We start from the raw sequence: 19,637 nt of genomic DNA on the forward strand, positions 1-19,637 counted from the left end.
TTATCGGTTACAAAACAAGAGAAAAGAACAAATTTTGATGAAAAAATATGCATTTCGTCCTATTTATTGAACGTTACACCGATGATTTTTGCGTTTTTTACCGGTTAATAGTGTTTCTTAGAACGCGCATAATTATAAAATATTATTGTAATTTTGAAACGTTTTTTAAAAATTGTTGGATTATCAATAATAACACCTTTTTATTGCCGTTATTTTATCAATGAAAAAGAAAATTATCTTACTTACCATCTTAATTACCTCCTTCAGTATCTTTTCCCAACAAAAAACGTTTAATCTTAATTGGGATGGGGTCAAGGATGTTTCTACAAATTTTGTAAAAAGAGAAATACCTTCATTTTCAGGAGGGATATTAAATTATAATCCAACTGATGGAATGACTTTTGTTTCTAGATGGTCGGTTTCCAATCCAATAAATGAACAATCAGTTGTCATTCAAAACCAAGTTTTTGAACCCGTTTCGATTTCTGATTTAAAGGATTTAGATGCTCAGCTTATTCCAAACCAGCTCAAAGTATCCTTAAAAAATTCTAGGGCCAGAAATGAGCAGTTTGCCCTTTTGGAGGTTACACCTATTATAAAGGAGAATAATGGATACAAAAAATTGATCTCTTTTACCTTAATATATAATAGTAGTCCTGGTGCTAGAACATCCAACTCATTTCAAATGCAGCAAATCACCAATTCTGCATTAAGTAGTGGAAGTTGGTATAAGTTTTATGTAGAAAGATCAGGAGTGCATAGAATATCCAAATCGTTTTTGGCTGATCTGGGAGTTAATGTCAATCAGGTTGATCCCCGTACCATTAAACTTTATGGTAATGGCGGTAAGATGATTCCTTTCGGGAATGACCAAGACTATCCTTTTGATGTGGTTGAAAATGCTATTAGGGTGGTTGGTGAGAGCGATGCGCAATTTAATGATTCCGATTATATCTTATTCTATGCCCAAGGACCGAGAGGATGGGATTCTGAAAAGCGTACACATATTAATAGTTACACAGATAAGACTTATTATTATATCAATATAAGTCCGGGTAATGGTAAGCGGGTTCAGCCTTTTATTCAGCCTTCTGGATCCGTAGATATGGAGATAACTACATTTGATGATTATAAATTTCATGAACTGGATGAGTATAATCTCGTAAATGTAGGTAGAAGGTGGTTTGGAGATCGCTTTGATATTGAGGATACAAAATCTTTTGAATTTTCGTTTCCAGATAGGATAGAATCAGAACCTATTTATTTAAATGTAGTTGTTGCTTCTACATCTCCAGCTACGAGCACCATGGGCTTGACAGTAAATGGAACAAATGTAACGACGCTTAATCTCCCTGCAACTTCAAATTATAATCTTGCTGTAGGTGCTACTTTTGCTAATTATGTGCCAATTACTTCATCAAACATCAATGTAACTCTGCAATACAATAATAATGGTAGTCCCTCAGCATTGGCCTATGTGGATTACGTTGCTGTAAGAGCGAAAAGGAATTTAAATTTTTCAGGTAGCCAATATACATTTAGAAATTTAGAAACTAGCAATGAGTCAGGTATCGCTCAATATACCGTGACGAATACTTCCCAAGTTTCTGAAATTTGGGACGTAAGTGATTTGTATAATGTTACAACCCTTGTAAATGGTGACGGTAATTCAACTTTGAGCTTTAAATCTCAAATGGGCTCTGAGAAATCTTATGCTTTGGTGACTTCTTCTGATTTTTACACGCCCCTCCGGGAGTCCAATTCACAAGTTTTTAACCAAAATTTAAAAGGGACTATTTTTAATGATGACCTAGGTAATTTTCAAGATATTGATTATTTAATCTTAACACCTCAAGTATTTTTGGGGCAAGCTAATAGATTGGCTCAAATCAATAGAGACCAATACGGATTGAATGTCAAAGTGGTTCCATTGGGTTTGATTTATAATGAGTTTAGTACTGGAAATCCAGATATTGGTGCCATTAGGAATTTTGTGAAATATATATATGATAATGCCAGTAGTCCAAGTCAACGTTTGAAATATTTATGTCTGTTTGGAGATGCCTCATTTGATTATAAAAACAGACTTCCAAACAATACCAATTTTGTTCCGAGTTGGCATGCATATGAGAGTTTTAATTTAACTAGTTCTTATGTGTCCGATGATTTTTTTGGAATGATGGATGAAACGGAAGGAGATATGTCCATTAGTAATTTGTTGGATATTGCTGTTGGTAGAGTATTGGCTGATTCACCACAACAAGCTAAAGAAATGGTGGATAAAATTCAGAATTATCATTCGGAAGCATCCTTTGGAAATTGGAGAAATACTGCTGTTTTCATTTCTGATGATGTGGATGAGGCCTGGGAGGCTCAATTGCAGCAAACCACTGATAATATATCAGATGAAATATCTGAGGAAAAACCATTTATCAATGTAGTAAAAATACATTCCGATGCCTTTGAGCAGGAATCCTCTTCTGGAGGAGATCGTTACCCTACAGTAAATACCGCAATAGTTAATGCCTTGGAAAAAGGAGCTTTGGTTGTTAATTATTTTGGACATGGAGGTGAGGATGGATTGGCCCGAGAACGGATTTTTGAAAGATCAGATGCTCAGAGTTTAAATAATATTTGTCAGTTGAATTGCTTTGTTACAGTTACTTGTGAATTCACTCGGTTTGATAATCCATTAAGGCCAACAGCAGGAGAATATACTTTCTGGAATACGCAAGGAGGGGCAATTGGTTTGATAACCACCACAAGACAGGTAATTGTTAACGTGGGTATCGACTTTAATGTCCACTTGGAGAAGTTCCTTTTTGGTTATGATGATAGTTTTGCAGAAGGCGAATACCCATCTATGGCCGAAGCACTTAGGTTAACCAAAATTGATCCCGAAATTTCTGGTTATGATCAAAGAAGATTGGTGTTTTTTATAGGTGACCCAGCAATGAAGCTAACCTTTGGTAAACCCAATATTCAATTGATAACTATTAATGATGAGCCAATTAGTGGAAATACAGACGTATTACAAGCTCTCAGTAAAGTTAAATTGGCGGGTGAAGTAATCGATGGTTCAGGAAATTTACTTTCCAATTTTAACGGTGTTTTATCTACTACGGTATTTGATAAAAACATAGAGAGGCAAACTCTTGGGAACAATGGTGTCACTGGCTCAAATGGTTTGATTATTATGGATTTTGAAACTTTGGGTCCCACTATATTTAAAGGGCAATCTACCATTACAGGAGGTCAGTTTGAAATGGAGTTTGTTGTTCCTAGAGATATCGCTATCCCCGAAGGCTACGGCAAGGTAAGTTTTTATGCCAAACAGGAAGGAGTCCTTTTTGATCGATCAGGAGCAAGTGTAGAAACAGTAAAAATAGGGGGATTGAACCCAAATGCTGAAACGGATGAACAGGGACCTTTGATTAAAGTTTTCATGAATGATGAAAGTTTTGTGTCTGGAGGCCTTACCAATAATTCTCCGGCCCTTTTGCTGAAGCTTCAAGATGACAATGGTATAAATACGGCAAGTGGTATTGGACATGATATTGTAGCTATTTTGGATGGTGATGAAACTTCTCCATATGTACTTAATGATTATTATGAGACAGAGCTTGATGATTACCAAAGAGGTACTGTAAACTATCCATTTAGAGATCTAGAAAATGGTTTGCATACGTTAACGGTAAAAGCATGGGATGTTTATAACAATTCGGCCACCGCAGAAATACAATTCATGGTGCAGAACGAAAATCAAGAACTCGTTATCGATAAAGTTCTTAATTATCCAAATCCTTTTGTAAACTACACAGAATTTTGGTTTAACCACAATAGTTCACAGCCTTTAGACGTTTCAGTACAAATATTTACTGTTTCAGGTAAATTGGTTAAAACGATTAACGGACAAACCAACACCTCAAATTGCTGTAATAATGGGAATTCATCCCTTTCAAGAGATATGATTTGGGATGGACGAGATGATTTTGGAGACCGTATAGGGAAGGGAGTCTATATTTATAAGCTTAAAGTACATTCTCCTAGCCTGAATAAAACGGTCGAGAAGATTGAAAAGCTTGTGATACTTTAATAAAGCATTATATTTGTCGAACTAAAAATAACACATGAGACACCAGATTTTAATTCTTGGATTATTTCTTTTAACTTTAAACATAAAGGCCCAGGAAGTCATCACCGAAATTACTCCAAACCCCTTTGATACAAGGGTGATAACAACTGGAGTGCCGTTTCTTTTGATTGCTGCTGATGCCCGTGCAGGTTCTTTGGGAGATATGGGGGTAGCCACATCAGTTGATGCCTTTTCTCAACAATGGAATGCTTCAAAATATGCGTTTTCAGAAACTAAACAGGGGGTGGGTGTAAGTTATACACCTTATTTAACCAAGTTGGTGAAAGATATTTTCTTGGGGAGCATTACTTATTTTAATCGAATTGATGAAAAGAGTGCTTTTGCAGCTAGTTTTAGATATTTTTCATTGGGAGATATTGAGTTTGTGCAAGATGAATTTTCAATTCCTCTAGTGCAAAGACCTAATGAGTTTACCGTTGACGTTTCTTATGCATTAAAATTAAGTCAACAATTTTCCATGGCAGTAACCATGAGGTATCTGAATTCCGATTTAAGAATTCCTTCTGAATTTACAGATACTAAGGCAGCAGGTACGTTTGGAGTGGATATATCGGGATATTATCAAAGTGAAGAGGAGGCCTTCAATAGCTTTAACGGAAGAACCCGACTGGGATTCGCTATTCAAAATGTAGGACCTAAATTTAAATATGACGAACAGGGTCGTGAAAATTTTCAACCAACAACCCTAAGATTGGGAGGTGGATTTGATTTCATCTTTGATAATTATAATAAATTAGGAGTGACTGCAGAGGTTACTAAACTTTTAGTGCCTACACCACCAATTAGAGGAACCTACAGGCAATATGAAGATATAAATGGAAATGGTGAGTTTGATCCCGATGAAGATAATTTATTGGCCTATGATCCCAATTATATTGTAGAAGGAAAAGATGATGATGTGGGATTTGTAAAAGGGATGTTTCAGTCTTTTGGTGATGCCCCGGGAGGATTCAGTGAAGAAATGAAAGAAATAACTTGGGCATTGGGAGCAGAGTATTCTTATCAGGATTCGTTTGCTTTCAGAGCAGGTTATTTTAACGAAAGTGATGATAAGGGAGCAAGGAAATTCTTTGCTTTAGGCGCCGGTTTTAATTACAATATTGTAGGCTTGGATATTTCTTATTTATTTTCGGCATCAAAGGTTCCTAGTCCTTTAGAAAATACTCTTAGGTTTTCCTTGTCATTTAATATCGATAGGGAAGCATACCGCGAATATTAAAACTGTCTATATAAAAATTAAAGAAGCCATTGTTGAAGAAACGATGGCTTTTTTGTTTAAAATGGTTACATTTAATATAATATTTGTCTATGAAAGAAATTAAAATTGAGACCGTACTAGAGGTTTACGAGCAACTGGATGAGCTTCCCAAGCCCGTTCAAGAGCTTATGAATCGAGCCAAAGAAGCTCGTCTGGATTCCTATTCCCCCTATTCCAATTTTAGTGTGGGAGCCGCTTTGCTATTGGAAAATGGAGAGATAGTCACTGGTAGCAATCAAGAAAATGCATCCTATCCTTCGGGCTTATGTGCAGAAAGAACTGCAATTTATTATGCTGGAGCCAAGTTTCCCCATTCCAAAATGAAAATGATGGCCATAATTGCAGGGTCCAATTTGCATCCCACTACAGAGCCCATTCCACCTTGTGGGGCTTGCCGACAAGCCATCGCGGAGTATGAGGTAAATCAAAAAGAATCGATAGAAATTTATTTTATGGGTGAGACTGGTAAGGTGGTGAAATCAAAATCTTTGGCAAATTTGCTTCCACTTATTTTCGATCGCTCCGTTCTATAACGATTTCGGTAATTTTTTACTATTTACAGTTTTTCCATTAGTAAACAAAGTAGTATTTTTGTTATCCCGTTCATAATTTATAATGTAATCGATGCAAAAAATAACGAAAGAAGTATACCTGAAATGGTACGAGGACATGTTATTCTGGAGAAAGTTTGAAGACAAACTAGCTGCAGTTTATATTCAACAAAAGGTTAGAGGATTTCTTCACCTTTATAATGGTCAGGAAGCAGTATTGGCTGGTGCCTTACACGCTATGGATTTAAGTAAGGATAAAATGATTACGGCCTATCGTAACCACGTGCAACCTATTGGTATGGGAGTTGATCCCAAAAGGGTTATGGCTGAGCTTTATGGTAAAGCCACAGGGACTTCACAAGGTTTAGGAGGTTCTATGCATATCTTTTCTAAAGAGCACGGTTTTTATGGCGGTCATGGTATTGTTGGAGGTCAAATTCCTTTAGGAACCGGAATGGCTTTTGGAGATAAGTTTGGAGGAAAAGAAGCCGTAACCATTTGCTGTTTTGGTGATGGTGCTGCTAGACAAGGGGCGTTGCATGAGTCTTTTAACTTGGCCATGTTATGGAAACTTCCTGTAGTATACGTTTGTGAAAACAATGGTTATGCCATGGGTACCTCGGTAGAACGTACTGCAAACCATACAGATGTTTGGAAATTAGGTTTGGGTTATGAAATGCCTTGTGGACCAGTAGACGGAATGAACCCAGTGAAAGTAGCAGAGGCCTTTGATGAAGCCATTCAAAGGGCAAGAAGAGGTGATGGACCAACTTTCTTGGAATTGAAAACCTACCGATACAGAGGTCATTCTATGAGTGATGCCCAACATTATAGAACCAAAGAAGAAGTTGAAGAATATAAAAAGATCGATCCTATTACCCAGGTGAAAGACGTTATTCTTGAAAACAAATATGCTACTGAAGCTGAAATCAAAAAGATTGATAAGCGAGTGAAAGATTTGGTAAGCGAATGCGAGAAATTTGCAGAAGAATCTCCATTCCCAGAGCTAAATGTGATGTATGATTCAGTTTACGAGCAAGAAGATTATCCATTTTTACAACATAAACTATAGTTATGGCAGAAGTAATTAACATGCCTCGTTTGAGTGACACCATGGAGGAAGGAACTGTTGCTACTTGGTTAAAAAAAGTAGGTGACAAGGTTGAAGAAGGAGATATATTAGCTGAAATAGAAACAGATAAAGCAACTATGGAATTTGAGTCCTTTCATGAAGGGACCTTATTGTACATAGGGGTGCAGGAGGGAGAGACAACTAAAGTAGATGAGTTATTAGCTATTATAGGAGAAGAAGGTGAAGATGTTTCTGATTTAGTAAATGGTTCGCCCGTAGAGACTAAAAAAGAAGCATCGCCAGAAACTTCAGAAGAAAAGGAAGAAAAAGCTGAACCTAATTCAGAGGAAGAAACTTCTAATGAGACTGCCGAATTACCTGATGGCGTAACTGTTGTAACCATGCCACGATTAAGTGACACCATGGAAGAAGGAACTGTTGCCACTTGGTTAAAGGAAGTAGGTGATGCTGTTGAGGAAGGAGATATTTTAGCTGAAATTGAAACAGATAAAGCTACTATGGAATTTGAATCTTTTCAATCGGGTACCTTACTATTTATCGGACTTGAAGAGGGACAATCTGCAAAAGTAGATTCTTTATTAGCTATCATTGGCCCAGAAGGAACTGATGTTTCTGATGTTGCCAAAAACTTTAAAGTAGGTGGGGCTTCTCAAAAAGCAGATGAGCCCAAAGCTGAGAAAGCAGCGGCTCCTAAAGCGGAAGCGCCAAAAGAAGCACCTAAACAAGAGGTAGCTAAGCCTCAAGTTCAAGAAACAGTTGCTACTGCAAGTAGTGGAGAACGCATATTTGTTTCACCATTGGCCAAAAAAATGGCTGAAGAGAAAAATATTAACTTATCTCAAGTTAAAGGAAGTGGTGAGAACGGTCGTATCATTAGACGTGATATTGAAAATTATACACCGGCAGCTTCTGCTGCTTCAGTAGGGAAATTTGTTCCAGCTGGACAAGAGGATTTTGATGAAGTAGCAAATTCTCAAATGCGTAAGACAATTGCTAAGCGTTTGGCAGAGTCTAAGTTTACAGCTCCACATTATTATTTGAATGTTGAATTTGATATGGATAATGCTATCGCATTCCGTGAGCAATATAATTCGTTGCCAGATATCAAAATTTCATTTAATGATATCGTTGTTAAGGCTTGTGCTTTGGCATTAAAGCAACACCCTCAGGTAAATTCTCAGTGGTTTGCAGATAAAATGCGAATGAATAATCATGTGCATGTGGGTGTGGCTGTTGCTGTTCCTGATGGCTTGGTTGTTCCTGTAGTTAAGTTTGCTAACGAAATGAGCTTACCTCAAATAGGAGCTGCAGTTAAGGATTTTGCAGTTAAAGCAAGAAATAAAAAATTAACACCGCAGGAAATGGAAGGAAGTACCTTCACTGTATCTAATTTAGGAATGTTTGGAATTGAAAGTTTCACTTCAATCATTAACCAACCGAATTCTGCGATTCTTTCTGTGGGAGCTATTGTCCAAAAGCCTGTTGTTAAGAATGGTCAAGTGGTACCAGGAAACACAATGAAATTATGTTTGGCCTGTGATCATAGAACTGTTGATGGGGCTACGGGAGCACAGTTTTTACAAACGTTAAAAGGGTACATAGAAAACCCTGTAACCATGCTGGTTTAAGAATATTGTCAAAATATTTTCTATAATATGAATCCCACCTTTAAAAGGTGGGATTTTTTGTTTTATGAAGGTTTTTTCTTTCAATCCGTAGAATTGAAAGGATTGTTGTTAAAATGTTAGTGAATTGCTAAAATTATGTTAAATTACCGCTCTAATTAACTAATAGCATTTTCCAATAACAATAGCTTATGGTAAAAAAATTACTTCCCTGTTTTTTATTCATTTCCTTTACTTTTTCTGTTTTTAATTCATGGTCTCAAACTTTTGAAAGGGTCGATAATGTAGTTGGCTTAGGGATCCTCAAAGAAAACCATGGTGTTTCTGTCGCTGACTATGATGGGGATAACGATTTAGATCTTTTTGTTGTTGCAAAAGCCCTAGATCAAAATGGTTTGGAATGGTCTCGTAGTCGACTTTTTAGAAATGAGAATAATGGAGCTTTTACAGATGTGACAGAGGAGGCTGGATTAAGCAATATGTTGGATCAGGATTACAGTCAAGACAATACCTTTTATGTTTTTGATGGACCTAAAGTTGGTGCTTTTTGGGGCGATTACGATAATGACGGTCACCTAGATCTTTTTTTTACAAACACATACAATGTTTTACTATTTAAAAACCAAGGTGATGGAACATTTATTGATGTGACGGAATCCGCTGGTTTTTCTCTAGCCACTGATTGCCAATACACAGGTGCTACTTGGTTTGATTATAATAACGATGGGTTTTTGGATATCTATATCAGTGAGTGGGGTAATTGTGATTCAAATCTCTTGTTTAAAAATAATGCCAATGGTACTTTCTCCAATGTTACAGAAGAATCTAACATTTTAGAAACCAACTCTAGATACAGTTTTGTGGCGGTGCCTTTTGATTTTAATGCTGATGGATGGATGGATTTATATGTTACCAATGATTTTGATGCCCCTAACTATTTGTACATGAACCAAGGAAATGGATCATTTGCAGAAGGAGCTTCAAGTTATGGTGTAAACAGTATGATTGATGATATGGGAGTAGCTGTGGGTGATTTTAATTTAGATGGGAATTTTGATTTTTTTGTCACTGGTATTGGAGAGTCAGCTCTTTTGAAATCAGATCAAGGATCTTATGTTAATGTGGCTTCTGATGAGGGTGTATTTGATAATAGTTGGGCATGGGCTCCTATTTTTGCCGATTTTGATTGTGATGGTGATGAGGATTTGTTTGTTGCTAATGGCTATTATAATTCTGGTTCATATAACAACTTCTATTATGTGAATGATCCTAATGCACCACAAAATGTTTTTACTAACCAAGCAAATGAGGTTGGGATTTCAGAATCAACTGTTAGTATCAGTACTGTTGATTTTGATTATGACAATGATGGTGATTTGGATTTGTTTCTATCTAATTCTGATACCTTTTCTTTTTTCTATGAAAATAAATTATTGAATTTTGATTCAGAAGTAAGCAATGCTAACTGGTTTCAACTTTCGTTGGAAGGAACTGAATCAAACAGGAATGCTATAGGAACGATTGCTATTCTTATCACTGAAAATAGAACCATTCACAGGTATTTTTCAGGAGTTGGTTTTTTAAGCCAAAGCATCAAGCCTTTACATTTTGGGCTTCAAGCCGACGAAACTATTCAGGAGTTAATTATTAAGTGGCCTTCTGGACTTGAAGAAATTTATTCTGAAGAATTATTAATTAATTCATTCTTTAAGGCCACAGAAGGAGAGGGAATAGTCAATTTGAATATTGCTCCAAGTCCTAAAATTTACGGATGTACAGATCCTAGTTCTTGTAATTATAATCCAGAAGCTACTTTGAGTGATGATAGTTGTATTTATTTAACACCTCAAGAAATTTCAGGGCCTAGTGCAGTAGGCTTTTTGTCTGAAGAGACCTATGTATATCCAATATCGGTTGGGTCTTCCGCACAATGGCAAGTGACTGGAGGAGAATTACTAGAAGGACAGGGGACCGGAAGTATTTTGGTGAAATGGGGGTTAAATCAAGCTGGTGAAATTTCAGTCATTGAAAATAATGGAGATTGTGTAAGTCAATCAACATCTTTGTCAATTGTTTTAGGTAACGAAGGGGTTCCAGAAGATGTAACTGTAGCGCGATTATGGAATGAAGCTTTATTAGCCGCCATAAGAAAAGATTATGCAAGACCTACAGTTCATGCTAGGAACTTATTTCATTCCAGTGTGGCCATGTATGACGCATGGGCGGCTTATGATGAAGAAGCTACAACTTATTTGGTGGGTAAGACTGTTCATGGTTTTAGTAGTAGTCTTGAGGATTTTGTGTCCAATGAAGACATTCCGGAATCCAGAAATAAGGCTATTAGTTTTGCTATGTATCGACTTTTAACTCATAGATTCCAGGAGTCACCTAATCATGCCCAAACACAGGCTCGGTTTGATTATCTCATGGATCAACTAAATTATGATATAAACAATACAGCCACTGATTACATTAACGGCGATCCGGCGGCTTTAGGAAATTATATAGCTGAAACGATTATTAATTATGGGTTAGGAGATGGATCTAATGAATCTGGAGGTTATGCCAATGAGTATTATGAATCAGTAAACCCCCCACTTTCACCACAGTATGAAAACAGCACGGTATTGAATCCCAATCGTTGGCAACCATTAAGTTTGGATGTATATATAGATCAGAGTGGTAATTTGATAGAGGGAGATATGATCGATTTTTTAGGCCCAGAATGGGGTAATGTTCATGGTTTTTCACTTTCAGATGAAGATCAATCTACTTACCAACGGGATGGAGATATTTATTATGTATATCACGATCCTTCAGATCCTCCGTATTTATCTGAGGATGGTATAGGTACTTCTAGTGAGGCTTACAAGTGGGCATTTGAAATGGTGTCGGTTTGGGGTTCTCATTTAGATCCAACCGATGGGGTTATGTGGGATGTTTCACCAAATAGCATCGGTGGACTGACTTTGGAGTCGTTGCCTACAAGTTATTTAGAGCATCCTAATTTTTATGATTTTTTTGATGGAGGTGACCCTGGAACAGGCCATGATATCAATCCATCTACAGGAATGCCTTATGACCAACAATTGGTTCCTAGAGGTGATTATACAAGAGTACTGGCCGAGTTTTGGGCAGATGGACCTCATTCTGAAACACCTCCCGGGCATTGGTTTACTATCTTAAACTATGTGTCTGATCATCCCTTATTGGAAAAGAAGTTAAACGGACAGGGAGACGTACTTCCAAGTTTAGAATGGGATGTAAAAACATATTTCATTCTGGGAGGTGCAATGCATGATTCAGCCATCAGTGCTTGGAGTGTAAAAGGGTGGTATGATTACATCAGACCCATATCAGCCATACGCTATATGGCCAGCATGGGACAAAGTAGTGATGAGAACCTTCCTAGTTATAATCCTCAAGGGATTCCATTAATTCCGGGTTATGTAGAATTGGTTCAAGAAGGAGACCCTCTAGCAGGAGCTGAAAACCAATTCGCAGGAAAAATAAAATTGTATTCTTGGTTGGGACATAGCGCTGTTTACGATCCAGATACAGATACGGCCGGAGTAGGTTGGATTCTTTCAGAAAATTGGTGGCCTTACCAAAGACCATCTTTCGTGACTCCACCATTTGCGGGATATGTTTCGGGTCATTCTACATTCTCGAGGGCGGCAGCTGAAGTGATGACCTTAATTACTGGGGATGAATATTTTCCTGGAGGAATGGGTGAGTTTGTGGCCAGACAAAATGAATTTTTAGTATTTGAAGAAGGACCATCTGTGGATGTTATTTTGCAATGGGCGACTTATAGAGATGCTTCAGATCAATGTAGTTTGTCTCGTATTTGGGGTGGTATTCACCCACCATCAGATGATGTTCCGGGTAGGTTGATGGGGGCTGATATAGGAGTGGAAGCTTACGATTTTGCCGTACCATATTTCTACGGTACTTTAAGTGTGCCTGATTTTATGGTTTATTCTAAATTATATCCAAACCCTGTGCAATCTGGTCATGACATTTTAGTAACCCATATAAATAGTGAAACCCAATTTAAATTATATGATTTAAGTGGTAGAGATATTCAAATTCAAAAAGTTAGCTATGATTTAGGTAATGGAATAGCACGAATTACGATTCCTTCATTTGTCTCTGCTGGTGTTTATATTCTGAATTGGAATAATCATTCAGAGAAAGTTATTGTTAAAAATTAAATAGAGACTTAATTAATTAAAAGAATAAAAATTTTAAATATGAATTCGCAAGAATTCATTAAAAACAAATATTAAAATCCTGCAACAAGCAGGATTTTTTTATATTTAATAAGCTTTAAAATTTAAGATTTGTCAAAAAACATCATCATTACAGGTACAAGTAGAGGCATTGGTTTTGAAATGGTTAAACTTTTTTCAGGTATGGGACATAACGTTCTGGCTCTGTCAAGAAATTCAAATCCCATTGATATACAAGAGCTAAGAGGTGTAACTAGCTTTTCTTTTGACCTTTCAAAAGAGGATGATTTTGAGAAAGTCAATCACTTTGTAAGTGAAAATTGGTCTCATGTTGATGTTTTAATAAACAACGCAGGTGCTTTGGTAAATAAACCCTTTTCCGAAACGTCTATGAAAGATTTTGAAAGGGTTTATGCTACAAATGTGTTTGGTGTTGCAAAAATGATTCAAACAGTTATTCCTTTTATGAAACCTAAGGCCCATATCGTTACTATAAGTTCAATGGGTGGGGTACAAGGTAGTATGAAATTTGCAGGTTTATCAGCCTATAGTTCAAGCAAGGGAGCTGTTATAACCCTAATTGAATTACTTGCCGAAGAATATAAGGACTCTGGAATTTCTTTTAATGTTTTAGCTCTTGGAGCGGTCCAAACAGAAATGCTGCAGGAAGCCTTTCCAGGTTATCAAGCTCCAATTACGGCTATGGAAATGGCCGATTATATAGTTGAATTCTCCCTCAATAGCAATAAATTTTATAACGGAAAATTATTACAGGTATCTAATTCAACACCTTAAAGCTTATGAGAATTGTAGCCCTATTTACACGACCATACATGCTTTTATTGATAAGTATTGTGGTTCCAATCGGGCTTTTGTCCCAAGAGAAAATTGTTGATTTTGACATTGTTTATGAGAATAAGGTTTATGGCACTTTGGGTATTACCATGACCGAAAATCAAAATGAAATCCATTATTCATGTGAGACCTCAGTATTGGCTGATGTGTTTTTTAAAAAGTTGCAAATAGATTACCACTATGAGGTTGTCTACAAAGATGGTGTATTAGAGAGATCAGAGGTGCAGGTAGATCTTGATGGGAAATCTCATACAGAGACTGTCACGGTTAAAAAGCATGATGGTTACATTATTCATAAAGATGAGGATCGCATAAGGGTTGAAACTGATATTCCTTTTACCGCAATCATGCTTTATTTCTTTGAGCCGAAGGATCAAGATATTTGTTACTCAGAACAATTAGGTGAATTTAATCAAATTAAACAGGTAGGGGAGCATACTTATGTGAAAATGGATCTTCGAAAACGTGGCAATAAATATGTTTATGACAACGGCATGTTGAAGTGTGCTATGATAGATGGCGGTCCTATAGAATTTATGCTGGTCGCCAAAGAGTAACTACAGATTTTTTTCTTTTAACATATCTTTCCTAATATTTGGATTAATTTTGTGCCTGGAAAATAACTCAGGATGCAACAAACAACTAATACCATACTTATGGTTCGCCCTATTAATTTCAGGATGAACGAACAAACGGCCGTTAACAATTATTACCAAAAAGTACTGGATAATTTAATGCCACAAACAGTGAATGCCAAGGCACAACAAGAATTTGATACCTATGTAGATAAATTGAGAGCTAAGGGAATTCAAGTGATTGTTGCTCAAGATTCAAGCGAATTTGATACACCAGATTCCATTTTTCCTAATAATTGGATTTCATTCCATCAGTCAGGTAATATTGCCCTGTATCCTATGTTTGCTGAAAACAGAAGGTTGGAACGTCGTGAGGATATTTTGGAACAAATTGAGAATGATGGATTCCATATAGATCAAGTTTTTGATTATACTTCGGCAGAGGAAGAAGAGATATTTCTGGAAGGAACAGGCAGTATTGTTTTAGATAGAAAACATCAGAAAGCCTATTGCGCACTTTCACCAAGAGCTGACGAAGACCTTTTTATAGAATTTTGCGAAGATTTTGAATATACGCCCATTATATTTCACGCATACCAAACGGTTAATAATGAGCGAAAGTTGATTTACCATACCAATGTCATGATGTGTGTTGCAGAAACGTTTGCTGTTATTTGTTTGGATTGTATTGACGATAAAAAGGAGCGAAAAGCTGTAGCAAATAGTTTGAAAGAAGACGGTTTGGAGCTTATTTCTATTTCAGAGGAACAGGTCAATAATTTTGCTGGTAATATGCTACAAGTGTCTGGGACAGAAAACCAAAAATATTTGGTGATGAGTCAGGCGGCTTATAATTCCTTAAAACCAGAACAGGTAAAGGCCATAGAAAAGCACTGTGAAATCATTACAAGTTCTTTAGATACTATAGAAGCATGCGGAGGAGGAAGTGCCAGATGTATGATGGCAGAGGTGTTTTTACCAAAAGCTTAGTCTAGGTGCTGGGGTTTTGATTTAGGGAGTTCCACATAGAAGGTAGTTCCTACATTCAAATCACTCTCAACCCAAATCTGTCCATGGTTTAGCTCGACTAATTCTTTACAAATGGTCAAACCAAGACCAGTTCCTTTTTCATTGTTGGTTCCCGTTGTTGTGAAGGAAGTATTTTTAAAGAGTTTGTCAATATTCTCTTGGGAAATACCAACGCCTGTGTCAGAAATGCTAATAATCGCTTTCCCTCCACTAATATGATTTGAAACGGTGATGGTGTCTCCTGGGCGGCTAAATTTAATAGCATTAGTCATTAAATTTTGGATAATGATTTCCACCATGCTCTTGTCGGCATAGATAAAGTCCTTCAGGGTTTTATCTCTCAGTTTAATGGATTTATTCAGAAGTTTTTGCTCCAATAACTGTACTTTTTCCTCAAACACCTCCTGAACATCAAACAAGGTAGGTTTGGCCTCCAAAGATTGCATTTGTGATTTGGACCAATTCAATAGATTGAAAAGTAGAAGGGAGGCATTGTTTGCGTTTTCACTAAGTTCAGGAATTAGGTTGTTGAATTCTTCCTTGGTCAAAGAACCATCCCTAAGTAAATCAATAAACCCTTTGATGGATGTCAAAGAGTCTTTAAGGTCATGGGAAACAATAGAAAACAACTTGTCCTTTACTTTATTTATTTCTTCTAGGTGTTGCGCCTGTTCTGAGAGCGCTTCCTTTTGAAGTTCAATTTTTTTGTTTTTCTCCTCCAGCTCTCGCATGTATTTAATGCGATTGTTTCGTTTCATGTAAATGAGTACCAAAAATGTAGAGACTACCAAAAGTGCTCCTATCAAGGCATAGAATATAAGCTTTAATCTATTCAGTTCTTTTTGACTGTCCAGAACTTGTTGCTCAGTAACCAAATCTGTTTCAGGGGTAGGCTCCTTTGTTTTAGTAGTTAAGTCTGGAGTGAATAATACATTGCTAGTATATGACCTCTCAAAATTAGGACGGTTTTCATCTTCTATTTCGCTTTTGAGATCGTAATATTTTCTCTGCCAAACAAAAGCACGGTCGTATTTCTTTTTGGTCGAATCTAATGCCTTTAAAAGTTTGTAATTTTTTAATTGCTCACTTTTATTGTCAACTTGTTCAGCAATGCTTAAAGCTTCCATTAATTGATCTTCAGCATACTTCAAATAACTTCTTTGCAAGTTAAGGTCACCTAAGGCATTTAAAGAGATAAGGAGACCGTTTTCATTCTTTGTGCGTCTGTTCAGTTTTAATCCTTCAACCAAATAATCTGCCGATTTCTCATAGTCCTTAAAAAGTAAATATTCTCCACCAAGTTTGGGAAGAATTTCACCTCTTACAGAATCATTGGAAGTCGTAACTACCAAAGCTTTTTCGTAATAGTCTATAGCTTTACGGTTTTCACGTTTTTGAGAATACAATTCAGCTAATCGCTGCAAGGTGTTGATGGAACCTTGTTTGTTAAGTTGTTTTTCAAGCTCCAAAGTTTTCTCATAAAACTCAATGGCCTTTTCATAGTTGTGAATACTGTGGTAGGCATTTGCCAAATTATTATAGGCACACAGCAGGTCTTTTGTGAGTCCTCGTTTTTCAAAAATATCAATGGCTGAAAGTGAAAATTCCAACCCTTTTTCATAATTGCCTCTTTCTATCTCAATCAAACCGATACGGTTGTTCACCTTAGCTAAACTTAAAGTATCCTGTAGTTTGGAATAAAGTTCTTTTGATTTTAGGTAGTTATTGACAGCATTGATATAGTCTCCTTTTTCGGCATATATGAGAGCTTTGAAATAAGTGATTTCAGCAATACCTACTTCAAAGTTTAAATCGTTTGATAGCTTCTCACTTTGGGAAATATATTGTAGAGCCTTTGTATATTCTTGGGAATCGTATAGCGATTGAATTAGCCTTAAAGACGTTTTAACTTTTGCCGTATCTGGTTTTTGAAAAGCTAACTGAATAGTAAGACTATCTTGTTCCCTTGTTTGTGAGAAACAAAAAGCACTTACCAATAAAAAGGCAATTAAAGAAGTTAACTTTTTCATTTTAACGGTCACCGCAACATGTTTAAGCTAAGTTAGCTTACTCTAATTACAAGTGTAAAGTCTTTAGTTAGTTTAAGAAAATTCATTTGGGGTCTAAATAGCATTGACAAACAAATTTTGTAAAAAGGCTATTCTTTAACTAATTTATGCGTTTTATTGCCAAAAAATTAGACGAAAGGATGCCTTATTTTTTCGCCTGATTTTTGAACTTCGACAAAAGGCAAATATATAGGAATAACGGCACTTTTGTCGATGAAATGCACAATTTTAAAAATGGATATCGCTGATGCATTTCGTCGATTTTTTTCATGAAATGGATTTGCTTTAGGTCATTTTTTAAACAGATAAATTCTTCTAAAGATTATCGAATTTCCCTACATAAAATTTTAAATTTGCACATTCATTTAAAGTTAAGACAATGAACCTTCAGGACACCCTCGCTCAACACGTTAAGGAAGCAGTAAAAAATATTTACGGCCAAGAATTGGAAACAGTCGAATTTCAAGCCACCAGAAAGGAATTTGCTGGCGATATTACTGTTGTTGTATTTCCCATGCTTCGTGTTGTAAAAGGAAATCCGGTACAGATAGGAGAAGCCATTGGAGAACACTTGGTGAAACATGTTGAGACCGTAAAGGGATACAATGTGGTCAAAGGGTTTTTGAATGTAGAAATTGATCCACAATTTTACTTGGACTTTTTTAATGGAATGAAAGGACAAACCAATTACGGATTTGTTCCTGTTCAGGAAGGTGAAAAGTCCATGATGGTAGAGTATTCCTCTCCCAACACCAACAAACCCCTACATTTGGGACACATTAGAAATATTTTATTGGGTTATAGTGTTTCTGAGATACTTAAAGCTGCTGGTAAAAAGGTTTATAAGACACAAATCATTAACGACAGAGGGATTCATATTTGTAAAAGTATGTTGGCTTGGAAACGCTTCGGAAATGGAGAAACTCCAGAGTCCTCAGAAATAAAGGGAGACAAATTGGTTGGGAATTACTACGTTAAATTTGACCAAGAATACAAGAAGGAGATTTCAGAATTAATGGCTACCGGAAAAACCGAAGAAGAAGCTAAAGCTGAAGCACCTATTTTATTGGAAGCCCAGGAAATGCTCAGAAAATGGGAAGCAGGTGATCCAGAAGTAGTTACTTTATGGAAAACCATGAACGGATGGGTATATAAAGGGTTTGATGTGACTTATGAGAATCTAGGTGTCAATTTTGATTGTTTGTATTATGAAAGCGATACCTATTTGCTTGGAAAAGAAGTTGTCGCAATTGGACTGGAAAAAGGGGTCTTCTTCAAGAAGGAGGATGGTTCAGTATGGTGTGATTTGACCGATGAAGGCTTGGATGAAAAGTTGGTGTTGAGAGCAGACGGAACAGCCGTTTACATGACTCAAGATATAGGTACGGCCATACAAAGAATCAAGGATTATCCAGATGTGGGTGGCTTGGTTTATACGGTTGGAAATGAACAGGATTACCACTTTAAAGTGCTGTTTTTGATTTTACAGAAATTGGGATATGATTGGGCACAACACTTGTACCATTTGAGTTATGGAATGGTCGATCTTCCTAGTGGGAAAATGAAAAGTAGAGAGGGAACCGTGGTAGATGCCGATGATTTGATTCAAGAAATGGCAGATACAGCCGAGGAGATTTCAGAAGAATTAGGTAAACTGGACGGTTATTCTGAAGGAGAGAAAAAAGACCTGTACCAAACCATTGGTTTGGGGGCTTTGAAATATTATATCTTAAAGGTTGATCCTAAAAAACGTATTCTTTTTGATCCTAAGGAATCTATCGATTTCCAAGGGAATACAGGGCCTTTTATTCAATATACCTATGCGAGAATTCAATCCATTCTTAGAAAAGCTGATGGTTTGGATTTAACAGCTGAAATTACAGACATCGAACTTCACGAAAAGGAACAGGAACTTCTGAAACAAATGCAACTGTTCCCAGAAGTGATTCAACAGGCTGCTGAAAATTTTAGTCCAGCGTTGATTGCTAATTACGTGTATGACTTGGTGAAGGAGTTCAATTCGTTTTATCAAAATGTATCTATTTTAGGCGCAGATGATGCCAACGAAAAATTGTTTAGAGTGCAGTTGGCGCATTCGGTAGGACAGATTATTAAAAACGGTTTTAGTTTGCTTGGGATTCAGGTGCCTGATAGAATGTAGAAAGTAGGAGCCAAGAGAAAAGAACAAAGA

General features: G+C 36.6%; 11 protein-coding genes. 10 read left to right on the plus strand and 1 reads right to left on the minus strand.

Features of this window, described 5'->3' with window-relative positions; genetic code table 11:
• Positions 1-220: 220 nt before the first annotated feature.
• The 9 genes from porU (at position 221) to ctlX (ending at position 15,338) form a co-directional block, all read left to right on the plus strand.
• Entirely contained in the window at positions 221-4,096 is a 3,876-nt protein-coding gene (gene porU, locus LOK78_RS05640; RefSeq protein ID WP_232634242.1) for a type IX secretion system sortase PorU, read from the plus strand.
• A gap of 34 nt (positions 4,097-4,130) precedes the next feature.
• Positions 4,131-5,375 carry a type IX secretion system outer membrane channel protein PorV gene (gene porV / locus LOK78_RS05645; RefSeq protein ID WP_166959210.1) on the plus strand — a complete coding sequence of 415 codons (1,245 nt, stop codon included), beginning with the start codon at positions 4,131-4,133 and terminating at the stop codon, positions 5,373-5,375.
• 89 nt (positions 5,376-5,464) lie between these two features.
• Positions 5,465-5,947: a cytidine deaminase gene (gene cdd / locus LOK78_RS05650; RefSeq protein WP_053972281.1), complete on the plus strand. Its 483-nt coding sequence runs from the start codon at positions 5,465-5,467 to the stop codon at positions 5,945-5,947.
• Positions 5,948-6,038: 91 nt separating this feature from the next.
• Positions 6,039-7,037, plus strand: a complete 999-nt coding sequence (pdhA, locus tag LOK78_RS05655) for a pyruvate dehydrogenase (acetyl-transferring) E1 component subunit alpha (RefSeq protein WP_232394479.1) — start codon at positions 6,039-6,041, stop codon at positions 7,035-7,037.
• 2 nt (positions 7,038-7,039) lie between these two features.
• Positions 7,040-8,686 (plus strand): pyruvate dehydrogenase complex dihydrolipoamide acetyltransferase, encoded by a 1,647-nt coding sequence (locus LOK78_RS05660; protein ID WP_232634244.1) that lies wholly within the window; start codon positions 7,040-7,042, stop codon positions 8,684-8,686.
• Between the two features lie 188 nt (positions 8,687-8,874).
• Complete coding sequence (locus LOK78_RS05665) at positions 8,875-12,900, plus strand: FG-GAP-like repeat-containing protein (protein ID WP_232634245.1); 4,026 nt, start codon at positions 8,875-8,877, stop codon at positions 12,898-12,900.
• A gap of 129 nt (positions 12,901-13,029) precedes the next feature.
• Complete coding sequence (locus LOK78_RS05670) at positions 13,030-13,713, plus strand: SDR family NAD(P)-dependent oxidoreductase (protein ID WP_232634247.1); 684 nt, start codon at positions 13,030-13,032, stop codon at positions 13,711-13,713.
• Positions 13,714-13,718: 5 nt separating this feature from the next.
• Positions 13,719-14,330, plus strand: a complete 612-nt coding sequence (locus LOK78_RS05675) for a DUF6134 family protein (RefSeq protein WP_157492151.1) — start codon at positions 13,719-13,721, stop codon at positions 14,328-14,330.
• Between the two features lie 72 nt (positions 14,331-14,402).
• Positions 14,403-15,338 carry a citrulline utilization hydrolase CtlX gene (gene ctlX / locus LOK78_RS05680; protein ID WP_232634248.1) on the plus strand — a complete coding sequence of 312 codons (936 nt, stop codon included), beginning with the start codon at positions 14,403-14,405 and terminating at the stop codon, positions 15,336-15,338.
• On the opposite strand, the gene LOK78_RS05685 is transcribed toward ctlX, so the two are convergent.
• Positions 15,335-17,407 (minus strand): tetratricopeptide repeat-containing sensor histidine kinase, encoded by a 2,073-nt coding sequence (locus tag LOK78_RS05685; RefSeq protein WP_232634256.1) that lies wholly within the window; start codon positions 17,405-17,407, stop codon positions 15,335-15,337. The genes ctlX and LOK78_RS05685 overlap by 4 nt on opposite strands.
• A 418-nt stretch (positions 17,408-17,825) precedes the next feature.
• Between LOK78_RS05685 and argS the strand changes: the two genes are divergently transcribed.
• Positions 17,826-19,607 (plus strand): arginine--tRNA ligase, encoded by a 1,782-nt coding sequence (argS, locus tag LOK78_RS05690; protein ID WP_232634258.1) that lies wholly within the window; start codon positions 17,826-17,828, stop codon positions 19,605-19,607.
• Positions 19,608-19,637: the final 30 nt, after the last annotated feature.

It is taken from the genome of Mangrovimonas futianensis (genome assembly GCF_021245805.1).
Classification (GTDB): domain Bacteria; phylum Bacteroidota; class Bacteroidia; order Flavobacteriales; family Flavobacteriaceae; genus Mangrovimonas; species Mangrovimonas futianensis.